The 18,574-nt window shown below is 47.6% G+C and carries 18 protein-coding genes; 2 read left to right on the forward strand and 16 right to left on the reverse strand.

What is annotated here, in order from left to right:
- Positions 1-164: 164 nt before the first annotated feature.
- The 8 genes from MKZ12_RS23655 to MKZ12_RS23690 form a co-directional block, all read right to left on the reverse strand.
- Entirely contained in the window at positions 165-1,025 is an 861-nt protein-coding gene (locus MKZ12_RS23655) for an STM4011 family radical SAM protein (protein WP_339257061.1), read from the reverse strand.
- Positions 1,022-2,392, reverse strand: coding sequence for an STM4012 family radical SAM protein (locus tag MKZ12_RS23660; RefSeq protein WP_339261505.1), 1,371 nt, complete (start codon positions 2,390-2,392; stop codon positions 1,022-1,024). Before MKZ12_RS23660 ends, MKZ12_RS23655 begins: the two co-directional genes overlap by 4 nt.
- 85 nt (positions 2,393-2,477) lie before the next feature.
- Positions 2,478-3,263 carry an STM4013/SEN3800 family hydrolase gene (locus MKZ12_RS23665; RefSeq protein ID WP_339257063.1) on the reverse strand — a complete coding sequence of 262 codons (786 nt, stop codon included), beginning with the start codon at positions 3,261-3,263 and terminating at the stop codon, positions 2,478-2,480.
- Complete coding sequence (locus tag MKZ12_RS23670) at positions 3,256-4,521, reverse strand: STM4014 family protein (RefSeq protein WP_339237150.1); 1,266 nt, start codon at positions 4,519-4,521, stop codon at positions 3,256-3,258. Before MKZ12_RS23670 ends, MKZ12_RS23665 begins: the two co-directional genes overlap by 8 nt.
- Positions 4,522-4,524: 3 nt before the next feature.
- Positions 4,525-5,367, reverse strand: a complete 843-nt coding sequence (locus MKZ12_RS23675; RefSeq protein ID WP_339237153.1) for an STM4015 family protein — start codon at positions 5,365-5,367, stop codon at positions 4,525-4,527.
- Positions 5,368-5,718: 351 nt separating this feature from the next.
- The gene (locus MKZ12_RS23680) at positions 5,719-6,342 is read right to left on the reverse strand and encodes an XTP/dITP diphosphatase (RefSeq protein WP_091011846.1); all 624 of its coding nucleotides are present in this window, start codon (positions 6,340-6,342) and stop codon (positions 5,719-5,721) included.
- A gap of 1 nt (position 6,343) precedes the next feature.
- The gene (rph, locus tag MKZ12_RS23685; RefSeq protein ID WP_253440370.1) at positions 6,344-7,099 is read right to left on the reverse strand and encodes a ribonuclease PH; all 756 of its coding nucleotides are present in this window, start codon (positions 7,097-7,099) and stop codon (positions 6,344-6,346) included.
- A 118-nt stretch (positions 7,100-7,217) separates the two neighbouring features.
- A complete protein-coding gene (locus tag MKZ12_RS23690) occupies positions 7,218-8,273 on the reverse strand; it encodes a GerMN domain-containing protein (RefSeq protein WP_339237159.1) in 1,056 nt (351 codons plus the stop codon).
- A gap of 192 nt (positions 8,274-8,465) precedes the next feature.
- On the opposite strand from MKZ12_RS23690, the gene MKZ12_RS23695 reads away from it, so the two are divergent.
- Positions 8,466-9,032, forward strand: coding sequence for a phosphatidylglycerophosphatase A (locus MKZ12_RS23695; RefSeq protein ID WP_105601152.1), 567 nt, complete (start codon positions 8,466-8,468; stop codon positions 9,030-9,032).
- 160 nt (positions 9,033-9,192) lie between these two features.
- On the opposite strand, the gene MKZ12_RS23700 is transcribed toward MKZ12_RS23695, so the two are convergent.
- The 5 genes from MKZ12_RS23700 to MKZ12_RS23720 all read right to left on the reverse strand — a co-directional run bounded on the left by MKZ12_RS23700 (position 9,193) and on the right by MKZ12_RS23720 (position 13,318).
- Positions 9,193-9,846: a ferric reductase-like transmembrane domain-containing protein gene (locus tag MKZ12_RS23700; RefSeq protein WP_339257066.1), complete on the reverse strand. Its 654-nt coding sequence runs from the start codon at positions 9,844-9,846 to the stop codon at positions 9,193-9,195.
- Positions 9,847-9,882: 36 nt separating this feature from the next.
- Entirely contained in the window at positions 9,883-10,926 is a 1,044-nt protein-coding gene (locus MKZ12_RS23705) for an FAD:protein FMN transferase (RefSeq protein ID WP_339257068.1), read from the reverse strand.
- On the reverse strand, positions 10,923-11,339 hold the full coding sequence (locus tag MKZ12_RS23710) for a hypothetical protein (RefSeq protein ID WP_339257070.1): 417 nt from the start codon (positions 11,337-11,339) through the stop codon (positions 10,923-10,925). The genes MKZ12_RS23705 and MKZ12_RS23710 overlap by 4 nt, the downstream gene beginning before the upstream one ends.
- A 214-nt stretch (positions 11,340-11,553) precedes the next feature.
- The gene (locus MKZ12_RS23715) at positions 11,554-12,546 is read right to left on the reverse strand and encodes an MBL fold metallo-hydrolase (protein ID WP_339257072.1); all 993 of its coding nucleotides are present in this window, start codon (positions 12,544-12,546) and stop codon (positions 11,554-11,556) included.
- A gap of 28 nt (positions 12,547-12,574) precedes the next feature.
- A complete protein-coding gene (locus MKZ12_RS23720; RefSeq protein ID WP_339257075.1) occupies positions 12,575-13,318 on the reverse strand; it encodes a methyltransferase domain-containing protein in 744 nt (247 codons plus the stop codon).
- Between the two features lie 233 nt (positions 13,319-13,551).
- On the opposite strand from MKZ12_RS23720, the gene MKZ12_RS23725 reads away from it, so the two are divergent.
- Positions 13,552-14,427: a DUF72 domain-containing protein gene (locus tag MKZ12_RS23725; RefSeq protein ID WP_339237186.1), complete on the forward strand. Its 876-nt coding sequence runs from the start codon at positions 13,552-13,554 to the stop codon at positions 14,425-14,427.
- A 140-nt stretch (positions 14,428-14,567) separates the two neighbouring features.
- Here MKZ12_RS23725 and MKZ12_RS23730 read toward each other — a convergent pair whose 3' ends face one another.
- From MKZ12_RS23730 to MKZ12_RS23740, 3 genes are all read right to left on the reverse strand, one after another.
- Positions 14,568-15,650, reverse strand: coding sequence for a nucleotidyltransferase domain-containing protein (locus MKZ12_RS23730; protein WP_339257077.1), 1,083 nt, complete (start codon positions 15,648-15,650; stop codon positions 14,568-14,570).
- A 156-nt stretch (positions 15,651-15,806) separates the two neighbouring features.
- Positions 15,807-16,073: a CD3324 family protein gene (locus tag MKZ12_RS23735; RefSeq protein WP_339237191.1), complete on the reverse strand. Its 267-nt coding sequence runs from the start codon at positions 16,071-16,073 to the stop codon at positions 15,807-15,809.
- 334 nt (positions 16,074-16,407) lie between these two features.
- The gene (locus tag MKZ12_RS23740; protein ID WP_339257079.1) at positions 16,408-18,567 is read right to left on the reverse strand and encodes a glycoside hydrolase family 88 protein; all 2,160 of its coding nucleotides are present in this window, start codon (positions 18,565-18,567) and stop codon (positions 16,408-16,410) included.
- Between the last annotated feature and the right edge of the window lie 7 nt (positions 18,568-18,574).

The following is an 18,574-nucleotide window of genomic DNA, read 5'->3' on the forward strand; positions in this document are numbered from 1 at the left end:
AACAAGAATAGTCAAGACCCTTTTTCATCAAAAATATTAAACAATATGTAACTGAGAATATCAAAAAAAAAACACTTTTCAGCGTAGCCTGTTCAAACCCAAGGTCTGATCCCGCTTACACTGAAAAATGCATTTCAGAGTTATACTGACATATGAAATTCGGATCAAGGAATCAGGACCGGATTACGCTCCAACAGCCCACTACCAAATGTTTCTCTGAAGGGAGAATCCTCCATATGAATGTAGCCGATATAACAACCACATTTTTTCATGCGGCAAGGCCGATCCTCGGCCAAAGCTTGCAGACCATCGCGATAGAGATGCCCAATGATCCGGCGATCCTTGTAACACCGCTTCACATGCCCTGACCCTTGTACATAAAATACTTCCGAACCGGCAGCACAACGTTTGCCCAAACTCTCATAGTCCTGCAGATTACCTTCAAAAAGCGGATCGATCCCACGTAAAAACTGAATTTCCTCCGGCGTGTAATACTTGGGCCGATCTTTGAAGGCATTTACCCACATATACACATCATCCGGCAAAGCCTGTCTCATGGACTCAATTGCGGGGAAAGCACTACGGAGTCCGACAGTACCGACACTAAAAGCAAGTCCCATCTGACGCAAGGTCAGACATTGTTTTACAAAAGAAGACTCTTTTGTCTCACGAGGATGATACGTCGCCCAAAAAGCTGCTTTATTCGCATCCAGCTCCCTCGCCCAATCCAGCTTGACGGACAGGTTGGTTTGGATCGCAACTTTATCCACATGTGGCATATGTGACAGCTCAACCATAGCTTCTCGATACCAGCGTCGTACCAACGCTTCACCATAAGGATTGAAGAAAATAGAGAAGCGGTGACCTTCGTTTTCCTGCGCCTTAACCCAATTCACAAATTGACGCAATTGTTGTTCATCCACTTCCAGCGTCTCTTTGGAATCGACAGTTTTGCTAAAAGGGCAGTATGGACAGTCATAATTGCAGGAAGACAACTTGCCGCGATAATACAAAGTCGCTCTCATGAGAAAACAAACCCTTCCATCTGTTCACGAATTTCGGCGGATATAAGCCAATCTCCAATTGCATCGGAGTAACCCAGTCCTTCTTCTGTCAGACGTAATACACGTTCGCCTTCCTCCAGTTCAACCCGCCCCATATCTTCCGTAAACAACTCGCTAAGCCAAGGATAATCAGCCATCACATCGGTACCGAAGCGCTGTTGGTAGTCAGACAACGTCAATCCCTCTCGATGCAGCAAGGCTTTCAGAATAAAGCGACGTCTCTGTTCCTCACGACTTAACACGATACCATAATCCGCCACATCGTAGCGCTCAGTCGCCACATAATCGGCAATGATGCTCTGTGTGGCCTTGTAACTCACGCCGTACTTGGATGCATAGTGTACTTCACTCGTATAAGAGCGTGCGCCGCATCCCAGACCAACCATGCCCTCCTCCTGACAGCTATAAGGCAGAAGCACTTTGGAGGACGATTGTTCCTTGGCAAATCTTCGCATCGAATACTGCACATATCCTTTACTTTTTAAAGTCTCACGTGCAGCAATATACAGCTCCATCCGAATGTCAGGTCCCTGACGACGAATATCATCAGGCTTCACGATCGTATTTTCCCGAGTATACAAAGGATAGATAAAGACTTCGCCCGGCTCGTAAGCCAAAACTCTTTCCAGTGAATAGATCCACGATTCGACCGTTTGACCTGGCAGACCATAGATCAGATCCAGATTCAACAATGGGAAATCATAACGGGTAAGCTTCTCAAGCGCCCGTTCGACCTCCTGCGGTTTTTGTGGACGATAGATGGCAGATGCTTCAGCTTCTATGAAACTCTGGATACCCATACTAATACGATCCACACTTCGCTCCTTCATAATAGCCAGCTTGGCTTCCGTAACGGTATCCGGGGACGTTTCCACCGAAATCGATGCTTGCGCAGGGTCCAGCCCCATCACATGTTCAGCAATATCAAACAGACGATTCAACTGAACCTCATTTAATAATGTAGGCGTTCCTCCACCAATCGCGAACCGCGAATACGGTCTTCGAGATGTAATGGGTGCCCACTGTTTCGCCTGACGTTCCAGCGCATCCACATAACGTTCATGCGTATCATCCCGTCGATCCGGCAGGGTGAACAGATTACAGAATCCGCAACGTGCAGCACAGAAGGGAATATGCATATATAAAAAATACGTATCGGTATTTTCTCGTTCCCACATTGGTCCCAGCGGCAGTGGTGGGTCAAGCTCCCGATATGCGGTCTTGTGCGGGTATGAGTACAGATACGAACGATAAGGGGATGCGAGTACTTCACGAAGACCTGTAATCGTTGTATTGGATCCGGACTGATCGGAATCGCCTGTTGTCATGGGTTGTGAATGATTGTCCATCGGTCTCCTCCTGTCTCCGGTTGTTATCATCATCATAAGATTAATACGTTAAGAGCAATACATCCTATACTAAAAATTCACGGTATGGCACCGTCCAGACGACATCATGTGCAAGCCGGTGTCCTTGATACCCGTCTTCACCGTAAGCTGTACCATGATCGGAAAAAGCTAAACAAAAGGCAGGCCGGGAACGTTTCCTCATCGCCTCGAACAATGGCCCAAGTGCCTCATCTACATATCGAAGTGCAGCTCGCTGAGTCTCCACCGAGTCCTCCCTGGCACCTTCCACAAAGTAACGATTGGGGCCATGAATGGCAGACACGTTCAAAAACATAAATATCTTTTCATCCGGCGGCGTCTGTTCAAGCAGCTTTAATGCATGCTGTACCTGATGTTCTGTCGATTTGGGGTTGGTTACCCCAAAGTTCATTCGCCAGTAGCTCTGTTGGAAATAGCCGGGCAATACTTTCGCAAGCGGGTTTTTTTTCGTAAAAAAAATGACGCCGCCAATACAGATGGTACGGTAACCTTCAGCTGCGAACCCGGACACGATATCCGGTGTATCAAACAGCCAGGTATGCGGATGAGTCTTGAGTCCGGTATTCCGGGAATGGAACAATCTTATATGCGATGCCTTATCCGTATTGGCAGGGGTCGGCATAAAACCACCAAAAAAAGCATGGTGTGCCGCATATGTAAAACTGCCTGGAGTATGACGCTTCTCCCACGGACCGGAACCACACAGATTGGGACAATTCGCCTCTTCCAGCTTGGCTACGTCATAGCGTAACGTATCCAGCGTAATCATTAACAGATCATGGGAGCCCACAATGGTGTTCATATCAGGCATGTTGAATAGGCTCCTTTCGCAAAAGTTCCATTTCCCACTCATAGGTTCCAAGGCCATGATGCTCAACCCTGTATAACAGATCTCCAAACGGATTCACATCCAGCACATAGGCACGCAGATTCGAATCACTTGTAAGCATCACATCAATCCCGGCTGACCACGAGTTGGGAAAAGCAGACATGGCTGCCTGCGCTGCCGTCCGAACCAGCGACATCCGCTGTTCATCCAGACCAGCTTCAGCAGGCAACATACGTTCATTGCGCAGATGCAGATTGGTTATAGGGGTACGACTTAGTCGCATAATCGCATGGCCTGCCTGTCCACCCGCAACCAGTTGGCGAATATCATAGGCCCGCTGATCAAACGTGGCTTTGGGCATCCACCGTTCAATCTGTGCGCCTTCTGCACATAACCAGTTCATTAACGCAGCAACCTCGCCATTACGGGAATACTTGCGTAAACGTCCTTCATTATAAAAAATTGTCTTGCCCTGCGCCTGTTCCATTCCCATCGTCGTTATGGCGATTTCGTCACCCGTACGTGGGTTAATCTGATACGCGACAACACCTGAGGCACCCGAACCACACGCAAGCTTCACAAATACACGGTTCATACCGGCCGATTGCATCGCTGTACGCAAGTCAGTGTAACTTCGAATCGGCAGTGAAGACTGGAGCGTAGGAGGTACATGAACCCCCTGAGAGTATAGATGCTGCTGACATGTTCTCTTGTCAAACATCAATTGGATGTCAGCAGGATCATTCATGAATCGAACTTCAGGCCATATTTCCCGAGTCTCACGGCCGATTCGATCCAGACATGCTTTCCAGCCGCGGAACCACTGAGCAGGGGCATAGATTCTTCCCCACTCCTGTTCCAACGCAAGTACCTGCTCTGCTGTGAATGCCTCTGCCGCCATTTCTTTTGTTAAGCATGACGTATCATTCATAACTCCAAGGAATAACAATTCACGCTCTACTTCCCAATCCTCACCAGGAGCGTCAATCCGAACGAGGGGCACAGGCAGATTGGAATCTACTATATCAACGATCGTTCCCCCCTGTCTCCAGTTCTGGAGCAATTGGGCATAAGGCAATACAACGGCAGGTTTCATCCCTAATCTATACCTGGCTTCTTGCATCCCTTGCGTTCGTCGGTTATGAGGATTTCCGATCAATAATAATGGCTGCTCCCGATCCAGATCAGGAACATCATCTGATTGATGCAGACTTTCAACTATTTTCGTAAAACCTGACATCCTCTACTCCGTTAATGACGGGTAACGCCAGTCATCCTCATCACTTTGTTGCTGGTCGCTAACGTCTACGGATATACCCGATTGGTTCCAGCGACGGATCATTTCATCGGTCATGTAATGGTAACTTAGATCGAGATGTTTCAGCTGCTTGATCTTGTCACTGGCAAGTAAGGCCTCTGCCCCTTCATCGGACAACGTTCCTTCCGATAGATCCAGTACTTCAAGTTGATCCAGAATAGGTGCTTCCGCTGCTGCTTTCGCAATCTCATCCTGAATTTCACTGTCTTTCAGACCCAAGTAAACCAGCTTTGGAAATAATCCTTTCTCTAACAAAGGCAGTATATCTTCAATTGAACCATTGAAGCCATAATTATCGACGCCAATATATAATTCCAGTTTACGCAATTCAGGCAATTTGGCATGGGTGATCGAAGATAACACTTCTTTCGGGAGACCGCCACAGATAATAATCAATTCTTCAAGCTTGGCATGCTGGAGCGGTTCCAGACTAAGGCCGCTACTGCCCTTAATCGAGAATGATGTTAATTCTGGAAAGGCACCCAACAAGGGGGTAAGATTCGTCTGAATAATCCACGACACTTCACATTCTTCGAATCCCATATCCCCGATGAACAGTTTCTTCAATGACGGAAAGCTTGAAGCCGACTGGATGAGTGTGCTCATGAACTCTTGAGGTGAGCTCTCATAAGCCTGTCCCCAATCTCCGATGACCAGACTTTCCAGTGAGCTGGCCTCCGGTTTAGCCGCCAAATCCTTAATTAATTTTTCCATACGAATGCCGTCCTCATAATCATCGTAGGATACAACAAGCTTCACTTCTTGCATGAGCAAATCCCTCCGTTTAAGGTTCATATATGATTCGTTAATTTGAATGTTAACCCATACCACACACAGCTTGCAACTTCTTCCAACTCCAGTCCCAATGAGGTTCCCAATCATGCAATGTTAAGCATTTCTTATGTAGGTACAGGAACATACGTTCTGAAACAAAGTCGCGGAAATAGCCCCCATCATTAGGTATATGGAAGGAGCTTACCTAACCCCGTTGGACAACTTCAATTCATATAAAAAAAGCGTTAATGGCTGGTGAATCATTCCATCGGAATGCTCCTTTCCTTCCATTAACGCTTTTGATGTTCACATCTGATACGCTAAATCAAAAAGTCTCGTTGCGACTCAGCCTTCAAGTCTGGATACGAGTGCTCTCAGCGCATGACCACGGTGGCTAATCGCCTGCTTTTGTTCCAGCGTCAGCTCTGCCATTGTCATCTCGTATTCAGGTACATAGAAGAGAGGGTCATATCCAAAACCACCAGCACCCGCAGCTTCAGCCGTGATCCAGCCTTCCGCAGTGCCTTCCGATTCATATTTATCACCAGTTGTCGGGTCGTACAGGACCAATGCGCAGACGAATCGAGCCGGACTGAGAAGCGGCTGCTCAGTGTCCTCACCGGATTTCAACGATTCCAGCGTCTCCAGCAACTTCGCATTGTTCTGTGCATCCGTTGCTCCTTCGCCTGCATATCTCGCTGAATAAACTCCGGGCTCCCCGTCCAACAGATCTACACAAAGTCCAGAATCGTCTGCCAGTACGGGCAAACCAAGCGCGTCGCCTACCGCCTTCGCTTTCTTCCAGGCATTTTCCGCAAACGTTACGCCATCTTCCACCACATCCGGCAGCTCCGGGTAGTCAAACATGCTCTTGACCTCTTTGCCAAGCGGTGCGAAAGCATGTGCGAATTCACGGACTTTACCCGCGTTGCGGGTTGCGACAATGAGGATTGGGCTGTCCAAACTCATCTTAGGCTTCCCCTAATCCACGCGCGCCAATCTTGAGCGCAATCGGTCCAAGTACTTCTTTTTGACGCTCGATCATCTCCAAAATTCCCTGCTCGCCCAGTTCCAGCATTGCGTTCAGCTCACGGCGATCAAATGGCGCTTCTTCACCTGTTCCCTGGAGCTCGACGTATTTGCCGCCGCCTGTCATTACCAGATTCATATCCACCTTGGCTTTGGAATCTTCATCATAGTTCAGATCCAGTACAGGCTGTTCACCCACAACACCTACACTTACTGCTGCTATGAAATCCGTAATCGGGAATACTTGCAGTTTGTGTTGTTGAGAAATCTTGTTCACAGCGAGCGCCAACGCTACAAACGCACCGGTAATGGACGTTGTGCGTGTGCCTCCGTCAGCTTGAATAACATCGCAGTCCAGCGTAATCGTACGCTCACCAAGCGCCTGCAAATTGACCACTGAACGCAGTGCCCGACCAATCAGACGTTGGATTTCCATGGTGCGTCCAGTCAATTTGCCGCGATTGGCTTCACGTTGGTTACGAGTATGTGTTGCACGTGGCAGCATGGAATATTCAGCCGTTACCCAGCCTTTCCCTTGCCCTTTCATAAAGGGAGGAACACGTTCCTCCACTGTAGCTGTACAGATCACCTTTGTATCTCCAACTTCAATCAGTACAGAGCCCTCGGCGTATTTATTCGTGTTCACTGTTAAATTCAGCGGGCGCAGCTGTTCGCTGTTTCGTCCGTTTGATCTCATTTTTTCTGCCTCCTACGACTTAAGCATCCTGTAATGTTGAGCTTGTTAACAATTTTACGAATCCCTTATATTTTACCAAAGAGTTCAATTAAAAGCATCCTTATGCATTCTGCGTTCATTAAATCGGAATTTCGTTGATATATTCAGGCTTGGAAACAGGCGTACTGTAATCCCGGTTATCATCACCCATGACCGTTTTTTGGCCGTTCCATTCGATCTGCACTTTGGCATCCTTGCCGGCTGTATTCTCCGCAGTGGTTAATACAACAGACTGTAACAGCTCGCTAGGTACGATATCCCCTTCGGCAAACATATCATCTTTCAAGGCAACTGTTACTGTGCCATCCTCGGCCGTTTTGACCGATTGCAGCTCTGTTCCGCCTGTCATGACTTCTTCCAGTTCGCCGCCTTTGTCAGGTCCCTTGATCAGCTCATTCAATGCTGCCTGCACCCGATCTTCGCCAGGGGTAACGAGACGTGTAACTGGAACATAATATTGGATGCCTGCTGGTGAAGCTGCTGAGAAATAGACCGTGACCGGACTGCTGTTCGCCACCAAAGTATCACCCAGATCCAGATTGATTCCCACAGCCCGATTCAGCGGTTCAGGCAACGGCGTACTGTTTACCGGCATTTGTGTTAACTTTTTGCCATCCACCCAGATCTGCACATTCTCCACATCTGGTGTTCCCGTCAATGTCCAAGTAACAGCTTCTAGCATTTTCCGTTCTTCCTTCGCATCATACTTGGCAAAATTACCCGAGAACTCCACGACTGCCAGCTTGTCATCCGCGTGAATCGTTACATTCTGTACAACCGTTCCCTGCGGGAGCACGCCCTGGAATCCTTCTGGCAACATACCCGCGTAGGCCCCGCCTGTGACAAGTGTATCCAGTGCTGTCTTGGGACTGCTGGCATCTGTTCCAGAAGGAAGAGTCAGGGATACCGGAGCGAGCAGTCCCTGCTGGTCTTGCAGATATACTGTCGTTAACGGGAGCGTTGCGAGTGCCCCATTCCCTTCGGCTGCCTGAATCATGGCTGCTTCCTGAATGGGCGGTGGCGGATCAACAGCTTCGGAAGACTGGGCTCCAAACATGCCACAACCTGACAACACCATAGGAATGCTCAGCAGCGCAGCTGCCGATACCGTACGCAAAGATTGGATCTTTCTCATGATCACGTTCCCCCTCATCATTTTTACAGTTTGTACTACCATGTATACGAGCCTTTGTCCAAAAAATAACTAAAAGATAAAAGCTTCGCTGAAAAGTTATACGTTCGATGATCTTAAAGAAACGTAAAACCGGTTAATACGTATTAGGAAGCAAGAGTAGGGACATTGCTAACTTCAGAGGAGGAATCGCCCATGGAACATCCTGAGCAAGAAAAAATCCCTTACAGCCTGAATAGCCGCAAGGTCGCGGAGGCAACTAGGGAATGGCTGCATAAGCGGGGCGTCACGATCCCTGAGATCGCAGAACTGGTCATGTTATTGCAGAAAAAATATTATCCTGGTCTTACGATGGAAGAGTGTATCGAAAATGTGGAGATGGTTCTCCGCAAACGTGAGGTACAGAACGCCGTCCTGACCGGGATTCAGCTTGATATTCTGGCGGAACAGGGGCAGCTCATATCTCCTTTGCAGGAGATGATTGAGAATGACGAAGGGCTGTATGGCGTGGATGAGATTTTGGCATTCTCCATCGTCAATGTATATGGCAGTATCGGATTTACGAATTATGGCTATGTGGACAAGCTGAAGCCAGGGGTGCTTGAACGACTGAATGACAAGAGCCTGGGTCCTGTCCACACCTTTTTCGATGATATTGTCGGTGCAATTGCATCGGCAGCGAGCAGTCGGATCGCCCATCGCAAACAATCCGAGCTTGAAGAAGCACTGGGAGAAAAACCGGTCAGCGATGACACGGTATAACACGTAACTCGTTTCGTACCTGAAATCATGTGGAAGATTGGACATGTATGTGGATGCTTAGTGCAATAACTGTTTGAAGAAATAACTGTTCATGGAAAAAGCGGCCTGATGGCCGCTTCTTTTGCATGTGTACCATAATTTTTGGATGATCCACATGTTATTATTTGAGATGTTTAGGTCGTACCGTTCCCGCCAGACCATAACCTTCAACCCACTTCTGCTCGGCAGCTGGCTCAGCGGATGTCCATTTCGGTCCAATCGTGATCTCCGGGCCCTTGCGTTCTCGCAACATGCCACGTAATACGGTGATACCAAGTATACTGAGTCCGGTAAATACATACATCATTCGCATGATAATGTTGCCAGAATCTGATCCTGTTACCATGCCGTGAACCAGCAGACCAATGAACACGGGGTAGGACAGCATGTGGAACAAGAACCACCATTTGCGGCCCAATTTGCTCCGCAGGTCACTGGATAACAGGACGATCACTAATCCATAGAAGGATAACGTTCCCAGACCACTGCCAATCGGATGCACGGAGGCGGTAAAAGGAATCAGAAGTTCTCCCCAGCTAAATGGGCTGTAATGATCAATATATAACGTTAACGCATGCACGAGTCCAAGTCCGAAGGCGAGCCAGGTCGTTCGAGTATGCCATTTGAACATGGCTGCTTTTGGTTTGCCCTTGGCCATAGGCATCCCTTGAGCAATGCCCAGAAATACACCGACAAAGAGTAGCACATAAGCAGCAATTCCACTAATTCGAATGATATTCCACGTCGGCAGGTAATCTACAATCCATTGTGCCATAACCGGCTCCCCCATATCTGTTAGACTTGTCCTCGTTTAAATCAGACTGAAGCGATGATCCGGATCAAAACCGGGCCAGTGCTCAGCGAGCGTATCCGTATTTCCTCTAAAATAAGTGCTTCCCTCCTGTGTTATCCACAGGACGTCATGACGATCATAGTGTCGGTTTAACCAGCCCACCGCCTCGGCACTCCCCAGAATGCAGACCGTCTTGGCAATAATCTCGCATTGCGACGCATGCTGTCCCAAAACGGTACACTGTAGCACATCCGTATCCGCCGGTTCCATTGTCCGGGGGTCAATGAGATGATGCGCAAGGCTTCCGTCTGAATTTTGCCATTGCCTATGCGAGATACCCGAAGTGGCAACAGCTCCTCGCTGTAAACGAATCGTACCTGACACATCCCCCTGTTCTTGCAAAGGATCTGTTACTTTCAAGGTCCACTGGGGATAGTCCGGTGTACCCCATACTTGAATATCTCCACCCGCGTTAATTAAACCCGCCGGGATATGCAATGTTCGCTGCAACCAGTCCGCAATGCGCTCCACTGCCCATCCCTTAACAATTCCTCCCAGATCCAACTCAGCTCCAGGGTCCAGATGAACCATCCGGCTACCTTCCCGCTGAATCCATCCCGGACGACTGTGGTCATGACGATCTTTCATCATTCCTGAACTTTCAGGTGTTCTCGTTCGCAAAATGCGTTCAAGCAGCGGGCGCTGCAGTTGTCGTTGTTGCACTTTCTCGAAGCTTAGATCATATCCCGAAGCCTGAAGAGCCTGCGAGATACCCGGTTGGAAAATCCCTTCAGTCAGTCCAACATACCCATAGGCCAGACTCAAAACTTCATCCATCGCAGCGGAAATGGGCATCCATCCGTTTGCATGATTCAGACGATTCAGTTCACTATCTGCGACAAACCGGCTAAAGCGCTGCTCTTGCGTCTCAAACCAATTCTTCACTAAGTTTGCTGCATGTTCAACTTGTTCCTTCCCAGCAGACAGCTGTACTTCAACATCCGTGTTCATCGCACGGAATTGAAACCGGAGCGGACGAGCAACTTGCACTGTGCGGCTCATGATGCACCTGTGCGTGACTGATAGTTGCCACTGCTATATCCGGAATCTGAATCCTGATTATGTTGGCTCGGACGTTCAGAATCTGAGTACCTTCTCTCGTTATTCATGCTCTGATCAGGCCCAGCAGATTGTGTGTTATCGGTTGTTCCATTATATTGACTATCATCATTATCATTGTCCTGTGTATTCCAGTTGCTGCTGTCCGTTGTGCTGTTGAACCATTCATCCATCACATCATCCCGCGTATCCACCTGGCTTGAAGCAGTAACGCTTGTGTCTGTACCATTCGCTGCTGCGTAGGCTAAATCAAAAGCATCCGAAGTTCTTACATATTGAAAGAGTGCAGCCACAGTCAACGTTGCTGCCGCTGAAGCTTGCCATTTTCTCCATTGATTTCGTTTTTTTCTGGTCATCGCTCATCCCTGCTTTCTTTAGGGTGTGTCTCATAATCTGCTTCCTTCGGAGTTCTAAGACACGCCCTAGCGAAGTTCATAGTTGTATGATAGACTCGGTGGCTTAAAAATAGATGAATGAACTGTTAAGACAAGCTAAAAAGACCCCGAACAGGTGAGTTTCCTGTCCCGAGCCTCTATATAAGATCGAATTATCATTTTCTTAACGATATCATCATTCCGTATAGATTTGAAAATAGAGCGAACCATCCGATTGCTGCACTTGCTTCACTACTTCACGTCGAATTAACTCCTGCAAATGAGCCAACGTCTCACTCATGGCAAACCGCAGTTGATGGGTACCAAGCCGATTGCCAAACATGTATAGACAGATGTCATACGCATTCGCGGGTGACTCCTGCATTCGATCTGCCAGCTTCTGAAGTCGTTCCTCATGGTGTTCGAGCAGTTGAACGGTCCGTTCGTTGAATGTGGAAAATGGATTCCGATGCCCCGGATATGCCTGCTTGACGTTCAGCTCTCCGAGACGTTGCAATCCTTCCATATAAGACAATAATGGCTGAGGGTCACTGCCGGGTTGCAGACTGATATTCGGTGAAATCTGTGGCAAAACTGCATCTCCGCACAGAATCTCCATGGACTCCGGCGCATAAAAGGATAAATGGCCTGGGGCATGTCCCCCCGTCTCGACAGCAACCCAACGTTTCCCGCCCATATCGAGCCACTCGCCATCTTCAACAGGTATGACATTCGGAAGGGGCGTGATCTGCGAAGTAAATGTCTTCATATGTTCATATATCTGTTCAGTCTTGTCTTCTGGCATACCATGACGACCATAATAATCAGGTAATATTGTATTGATGCGTGAATCAGGTCCCCACATATAATCGGCCTCTTGGCGGGAGCGTGTGGACATTCGAACAGGTGCCCCCGTCACCTGTTGCATCCAACCCGACAACCCAAGATGATCGGGGTGATGGTGGGTCAGTACAATTTGACGAATATCGCCAAAGGTCAGACCGAGATCTGCCAGCGCTTCATTCCACTCCTGTTCTGTTTCCGAATTACGCGGTCCCGGATCTATAATGGTTATCTTTCCATCCGGTTCTGATAACACATAACTGTTCACCCATCGCAAGGGAAACGACATGCTGATCTTGACCCGGTATATGCCCTCTGTCATGGACATCTCTTCTGTTCGCTTCATATGATCCCCCTTTCCTCACGATCTCCGTTCACTCCACAGGACGACGCCCCACAAAAATCATGCGTGGAGAAGTCTGCTCGTCATATTTCTCTTCATCATAGCCGCCGTGAACCTGATCTACCCGGAGCCCAGCTGCACTTAACATCTGACTCAGTTGATCACGTGTGTACAACTTTACACGCTCCTGATATACTCGCGGTTCATGTCCGGATGTGGTGTCGGTAATACGAATTTCCTTTTGCACAAATCCATCTTCAATCTTGCGGAATTCCTCAATTCGCTGCCCTTCATCCTCTCGGACGGAGTGCGGCACCAGATGACGAGTCACATACGCCGTATTCATAAAATCAATAATATAGCTGCCACCCGGCCGAAGCATGCGATGAATGGCTCGTAATACTTTCAGTTGTTCTCCGTCCTCCAGGAAATAACCAAACGATGTGAACAGATTAACTACGGCGTCGAAACCACCTTTCAGCGGCAGTTCACGCATATCCGCATGACACCACGATACTCGGTGTTCGGTGTCTGTTAGGCGCGCTTCGCGTAAAAGCACATCGGACAGATCAACTCCGGTCACTCGCAATCCTGCATCAGCAAGTGCCAGGGAGTGTCGCCCCATACCGCAGCATAGATCCAATACTTCAGCATTAGGCTTAAGCTTCAACCAATTGATCATTTTATGTACTTCATGATAGGCACCGTGCACATCCCGATGCTTGTATACGAGAAGATAATCTTCTCCAAAACTCTTTTCATACCATTCCGTCATTCAATCTCGCCCTCCACCTGGTCCTTGGCCCTCTATCTGTAGTGCGCTTTGTACAGGCCTGTTCATTTCCCCTAGCTTTAATGTATTGTAACGTCTTTATTCTGCAAACTCAAAAAAATCCCGGTACATTGCCTTCATTGAAGAGCCAAAATGTACACGATATAATGTTAGACATACGCCTGCAAATCGGTTAATTATAAGAGATTGTTCAAAAAGCAACAGGAGGTGTTCTTATGATTCACATCGGACTTACCGGATGGGGGGATCAGGAAGATCTCTATCCGAACCGTACCAAAGCCAAAGACAAGCTCAGTCTATACGGACAATATTTCTCCACCGTGGAGGTGGATAGTTCCTTCTACGCCGTACAGCCGCGGGATCGCATGGCACGATGGGCTGCTGAGACACCTGAATCCTTTGCTTTTATCATCAAAGCCTATCAGGGAATGACCGGACATCTTAGAGGCAAACCCTACTTCACCAGCACGTCGGAGATGTATAAAGCCTTTCGGGAATCACTGGAACCCGTCATAGAAGCAGGCAAAATGCAGGCAGCCTTATTTCAATATCCGCCCTGGTTCGAATGTAATAAGGACAATGTGAAAGAGCTTCGTGAAGTAAAGCTTCGAATGGAGGGCATTCCGTGCGCCCTGGAATTCCGCCATCGCAGCTGGTATGAAGATGACATGCGTGAGCGAACACTTGCGTTCATGAAAGAGCAAGGCTGGATTCACAGCGTCTGTGACGAACCTCAGGCGGGGTTGGGTTCCATTCCCATCGTGCCCCAGGCCACGGATTCGGACATGACACTGGTTCGCATGCATGGGCGCAATGTGTCCGGTTGGCATCAGAATGGTGCACCCAATTGGCGCGAGACCCGTTATCTGTACCGTTACAACAAGGAAGAGCTGTTGGAGTGGAAAGGATATCTGGAGCAATTGCAGGAGCAGAGCAAGGATGTCTATGTTATTTTTAACAACAACTCCGGTGGCGATGCAGCGGCGAATGCACAGATGATGATGGATCTGCTGGATTTGCCAGTGAAGCCTTTTCCTGACCGTACTGAACCGGAGAAGGAAGAAGGACCGGAGCAGTTGGAATTATTTTGATCTGTGTTTGGGGTCAACTAAAAGCGGCAAGCCCGAGGGCATTGCCGCTTTTTTCATCTCGTTATCTATAGCCACTATATCGATTGTCTTCATTTGAATTTATCGAACTTTCGTTAATTATTCAGGGCTCTAAGGTATAGTCAATGATTCATATAATGGGCATATAGTTGCTCGAAGGTTGTAAAACGTTCGACTTCTCTGCCGACCTTATCATATTCGTCTAGATATTCATTCATCACTTCAAGGAACTTTTCTTTCACAACTGGTAAATTGCTTGCATCAAAGTACTGCATAATATCAAATTTCTTAGTTCCTTTCTCCAGAGCCATTTCATCAAGATACCCTTGTGCTCCATAGACCGAAAGAAAGACGTAGGAAGCATCGTTCGTCATAACACTGTTCAGAATTTTATTACCGTAGTTGCACCACAATTCTTCATATGTTCCCCTCAGATTATCAAAAGTCGGAGCAGATTTAATTATGAAGTTATCACACATCGTGCTATATAACCTCGTAACACTATTCAACATATTAAAGGAGGCTATTCGAATATCTTCAATGGTATGAGCTTCGATGATTGACATGTATAAGGAATCGAGATCATCAGGAACATAGCGAAACGTACGAATCTCTTCCAAATATCGCTTGATTCCTCGTTGTATGCACGTGTTATTCATACTAACCAAGGCATTGACTAAATTAAACAGAACGTCGGCAGATGCATGTCGCACTGAACCGATATCTTCACCTAGCATCGTATCACTGTATGCTTGCTTAGCCAGATCGATCCATTTATTTGCTCGATCAAGACACGCTTCTCCTATCGGGTTCGCAAGTGCATCAAGTGCTTTTTGCCTGAAGTCGTTCAATTTCTCCAAATCCTCAGGCTTTGCATAGTAGAGTATTTTGAGCTCAGTTAAGCTCGATACGTTGGGACTCTCCAAAGTGGATTGCTCTTGTATTCTTGAATTCCATGGCGTGCAATAGATGTCATATCCAACGTCATCTAAGATAAAGCAATCGGATATTTCCCATCCTTTTTCTGTATTATTAATGATAATTAAATCAAGATCGCTCTTCTCGTGAAAGTCTCCCGTGCTAAATGAACCCGTAAGCCCAATAATTGCGATATCGTCTATAAAATCTCTTTTTGCGCGTTCAATCACCATGTTAATGAGTCGTTCATTTTTGTCCAGTAACTTCTTCTTTATGATTTCGTCCATTCGTTGCACCCCTTCGTATGATCGGGCCGTCCTTTATCACAACAACCTGAACTTGAGTCTATCGATTTAGATGTGCGGTTACTATGTATAAGTTGATTTAATTCATCTTTGAACAAAATCCGCTAAACCGTCGATATGACGATTTAGCGGATTTCATTAGTTCTTTGTATAGACAATTTTCTTTATGCTTTCGCAGGACAAGAAATATCGCCCCGCCAACTCCTCTATGCTGACTCCATTGTGGAATAAAGATTTAATCTCAGCGTTTCGAGCAGAGACTCTACTCTTGCTGTTCGTTTTCTCGCCCCATTTTAAATGTGCCTCTTTGGGTTTGGGGATATAAACCAATTCCCCTTGAACGTATTCTTGAATGATACGTAGCAATTCTTCCGGAAAAATAGACTCGGCTTTTGAATATTTCACGGGCATCACTCCCTTATTTAATAAATCAATAAGGTGCAAAGCCAGTTAGCAGAATATTACGATTCTTCGTTGGCAATATGATTGTTTCTAAACTCTATGCAAAGCATTGCCATATCCTCCACTGGCTTTGCATAGAGCCGTGCATGTAAGAATCCTACCCCGATTGTTTTCAATAGCCTCACCTCCATGGAAAACAGATAGTTGTTATGTGTTATTATATCAGAGCCTGTTGTTCAAGTGTTTAACGGATGAGTCGCCCTAATGCAAATTGACGGCACCAAAATTCTAAGTATTTTCTGAAATACTTATAGGTAATTATCCGATCCTTTTTTGGTTAAGCCTCAGATAGATGCCTCTGACGGAGCTGCTGGTTCATCTTATGTGCTTCAATACCTGCCAAGAGCACAATGCCAATCCCATGGGTGTCGTTCAGATTCCACCCCAGGTCATCGCGATAATACAAGGCAGTAAACGAGTACCCGGAACCCCGGCATACCCCATATACATTGCCCTTATAGTCAATTGACAAGCGCGTCATTCCCTCCCATCCTTCGCGTACCGCCTCCAGATAAGGCTCTGGCTGTTCCAGCCAGCCAGAGCGAATACCACGGGCATAAGCGTAGATGAACATGGATGTGCAGGAGGTTTCTTCATAGGAATCCGGGCGATTCAGCACCTGATGCCAAAGTCCATTTTCCCCTTGCAGCGCCAGATACCCTTGACTTAGATCACGATAGAAACGTAACAGTTCCGGCCGCTTCGCATGATCATGTGGCAAGATCGTTAACAGTTCGGTCAATGAAAAGAGCACCCACCCGTTCCCGCGTCCCCATGGAATACCTGTTGCCCGACCACGCACAAAATCATACACATGGGACATGATCTGTTGTTCAGGAAGGTAGAGGTATTTACGGAACATCAGGAACTGATTGATCGCATCATCCCAGTACGCCCTATCTCCTGTCAACTGACCATAACGCATCAGAAATGGTGTACTCATGTACAAGTCATCACACCACATCGTCTCCTGACGCATCTCCCCACTGCCGCGAACCCGGTAAAAGGCACCATCCTCCAGACGTTCCTGCTCATCCGTTATGTAACCCGCAATCCGATCCGCGGTATCTCTTCCACCACGAATATCGCCCAACTCCATCGCAGCAAGCAGCGTGGACCCAAACGAACCGCAATCATCCAGACTGTCGATGGCAGACAGTTGATTATTGATCCCTGCCGCACCGTATGCTTCCCGATCCCACAGACCATAGCGGTCAAATGAAGTGCTCAGTTCAATATGTTGCCGAACATACTGAATGTAGTCGTCCCGTCCCAATTCCTGTCCCGTCTGGAGCAGTCCAAGCAGGGTAACACCAAGTGGATAATTCCACTTTCCGTAATGTATGTTCTCCAGATAGGGACGAACATGAGTGTCGGGCAGGTCTACCCGCCAATAGACACCTTGTGCGCCATCATCAAATACGGTATCTGTTCGCACGATGTCGGTGTGGGATGGCTCAGCGCCAGGAACAAACACACCTGTGTACAGCCAAGGGTCAGAGCACCCCGCAACCGGATAAGGTGATTTTAGTCTCCAGCCTGTGGAACCCGTACGCTTAGCATCTTCCAACGTGAATCCCCATGAGCCACCTTGTGCCTGGATTTCACCTTTCACGACCAGATCCCAAGAACCGTAACGGCGCGGGAGTTCAACGTGCAATTTAGCACTGCTTCCAGCAGAGTATATTTCCTTGCCATCTACATACAGAGTCAAAGCACCATCATGATTGCCTTTTAAAATAATTGGCGATGATCCTGGTAAGGTTACATCCAGCCTCGTCCATGCATAGGCCACAGCAGGTTGTTCCGTACCATAGATGCGTGCAAATGAACCCTTGCTCTGTTCCTCCCCTGTCCAGTTCCTGCTTGGATACCAGATAAGACCTGTTTCTTCTTCCGCCATGCCATCACGAGGAAGAGATAGTACAGGTTCATCGACAGGTTCTGAATATAACCAGCCTTCCTGACCCTGACGATCTGTCCCAGGAGTAAGGAAGTGCAGCGGGAAATTTTTGAAAGAGGCTGTTCCGTAGATCCCGCCGAATCCCACTTCTGTTTTGACAAAACACAGCAACACATCATTCCAGCCATAGTGAACGGAAATCGGAATCTGGGTTCTTCGCTCGGGAAATAATTCCTGCAACAACTCGGACTTGAATACCTCTTCTCCGTTCACATAGATCATTACTGGACTATAACAGTTCAGGCCTGTATTTAACGTTGCATTCTGCTCGCTCCATAACTTACCCCATACATACACGTACTGCCCTGTACGCGCCTCTGCACATTTCTCATTCAGATTCAGGTCGTAGCGATAATCCCCCAGTCTGCGAAAACCTCCCTGATGATAAGCTCTGAACAAAAAGGATTGTTGCGGGTGATCGCCAATATAACGCTGAGCCACCGTGGTCAATATATCCGGAATTGAATCGTACACCTTGCCT

The organism is Paenibacillus sp. FSL R5-0713 (assembly GCF_037973325.1).
Taxonomy (GTDB): Bacteria; Bacillota; Bacilli; order Paenibacillales; family Paenibacillaceae; genus Paenibacillus.

Bases quoted from the DNA above. Each gene is read 5' to 3' on its own strand.
- MKZ12_RS23655 (WP_339257061.1), bottom strand. From the start codon at position 1,025: ATGAGAGCGACTTTGTATTATCGCGGCAAGTTGTCTTCCTGCAATTAT.
- MKZ12_RS23660 (WP_339261505.1), bottom strand. From the start codon at position 2,392: ATGACAACAGGCGATTCCGATCAGTCCGGATCCAATACAACGATTACA.
- MKZ12_RS23665 (WP_339257063.1), bottom strand. From the start codon at position 3,263: ATGCCTGATATGAACACCATTGTGGGCTCCCATGATCTGTTAATGATT.
- MKZ12_RS23670 (WP_339237150.1), bottom strand. From the start codon at position 4,521: ATGTCAGGTTTTACGAAAATAGTTGAAAGTCTGCATCAATCAGATGAT.
- MKZ12_RS23675 (WP_339237153.1), bottom strand. From the start codon at position 5,367: ATGCAAGAAGTGAAGCTTGTTGTATCCTACGATGATTATGAGGACGGC.
- MKZ12_RS23680 (WP_091011846.1), bottom strand. From the start codon at position 6,342: ATGAGTTTGGACAGCCCAATCCTCATTGTCGCAACCCGCAACGCGGGT.
- rph (WP_253440370.1), bottom strand. From the start codon at position 7,099: ATGAGATCAAACGGACGAAACAGCGAACAGCTGCGCCCGCTGAATTTA.
- MKZ12_RS23690 (WP_339237159.1), bottom strand. From the start codon at position 8,273: ATGAGAAAGATCCAATCTTTGCGTACGGTATCGGCAGCTGCGCTGCTG.
- MKZ12_RS23695 (WP_105601152.1), top strand. From the start codon at position 8,466: ATGGAACATCCTGAGCAAGAAAAAATCCCTTACAGCCTGAATAGCCGC.
- MKZ12_RS23700 (WP_339257066.1), bottom strand. From the start codon at position 9,846: ATGGCACAATGGATTGTAGATTACCTGCCGACGTGGAATATCATTCGA.
- MKZ12_RS23705 (WP_339257068.1), bottom strand. From the start codon at position 10,926: ATGAGCCGCACAGTGCAAGTTGCTCGTCCGCTCCGGTTTCAATTCCGT.
- MKZ12_RS23710 (WP_339257070.1), bottom strand. From the start codon at position 11,339: ATGACCAGAAAAAAACGAAATCAATGGAGAAAATGGCAAGCTTCAGCG.
- MKZ12_RS23715 (WP_339257072.1), bottom strand. From the start codon at position 12,546: ATGAAGCGAACAGAAGAGATGTCCATGACAGAGGGCATATACCGGGTC.
- MKZ12_RS23720 (WP_339257075.1), bottom strand. From the start codon at position 13,318: ATGACGGAATGGTATGAAAAGAGTTTTGGAGAAGATTATCTTCTCGTA.
- MKZ12_RS23725 (WP_339237186.1), top strand. From the start codon at position 13,552: ATGATTCACATCGGACTTACCGGATGGGGGGATCAGGAAGATCTCTAT.
- MKZ12_RS23730 (WP_339257077.1), bottom strand. From the start codon at position 15,650: ATGGACGAAATCATAAAGAAGAAGTTACTGGACAAAAATGAACGACTC.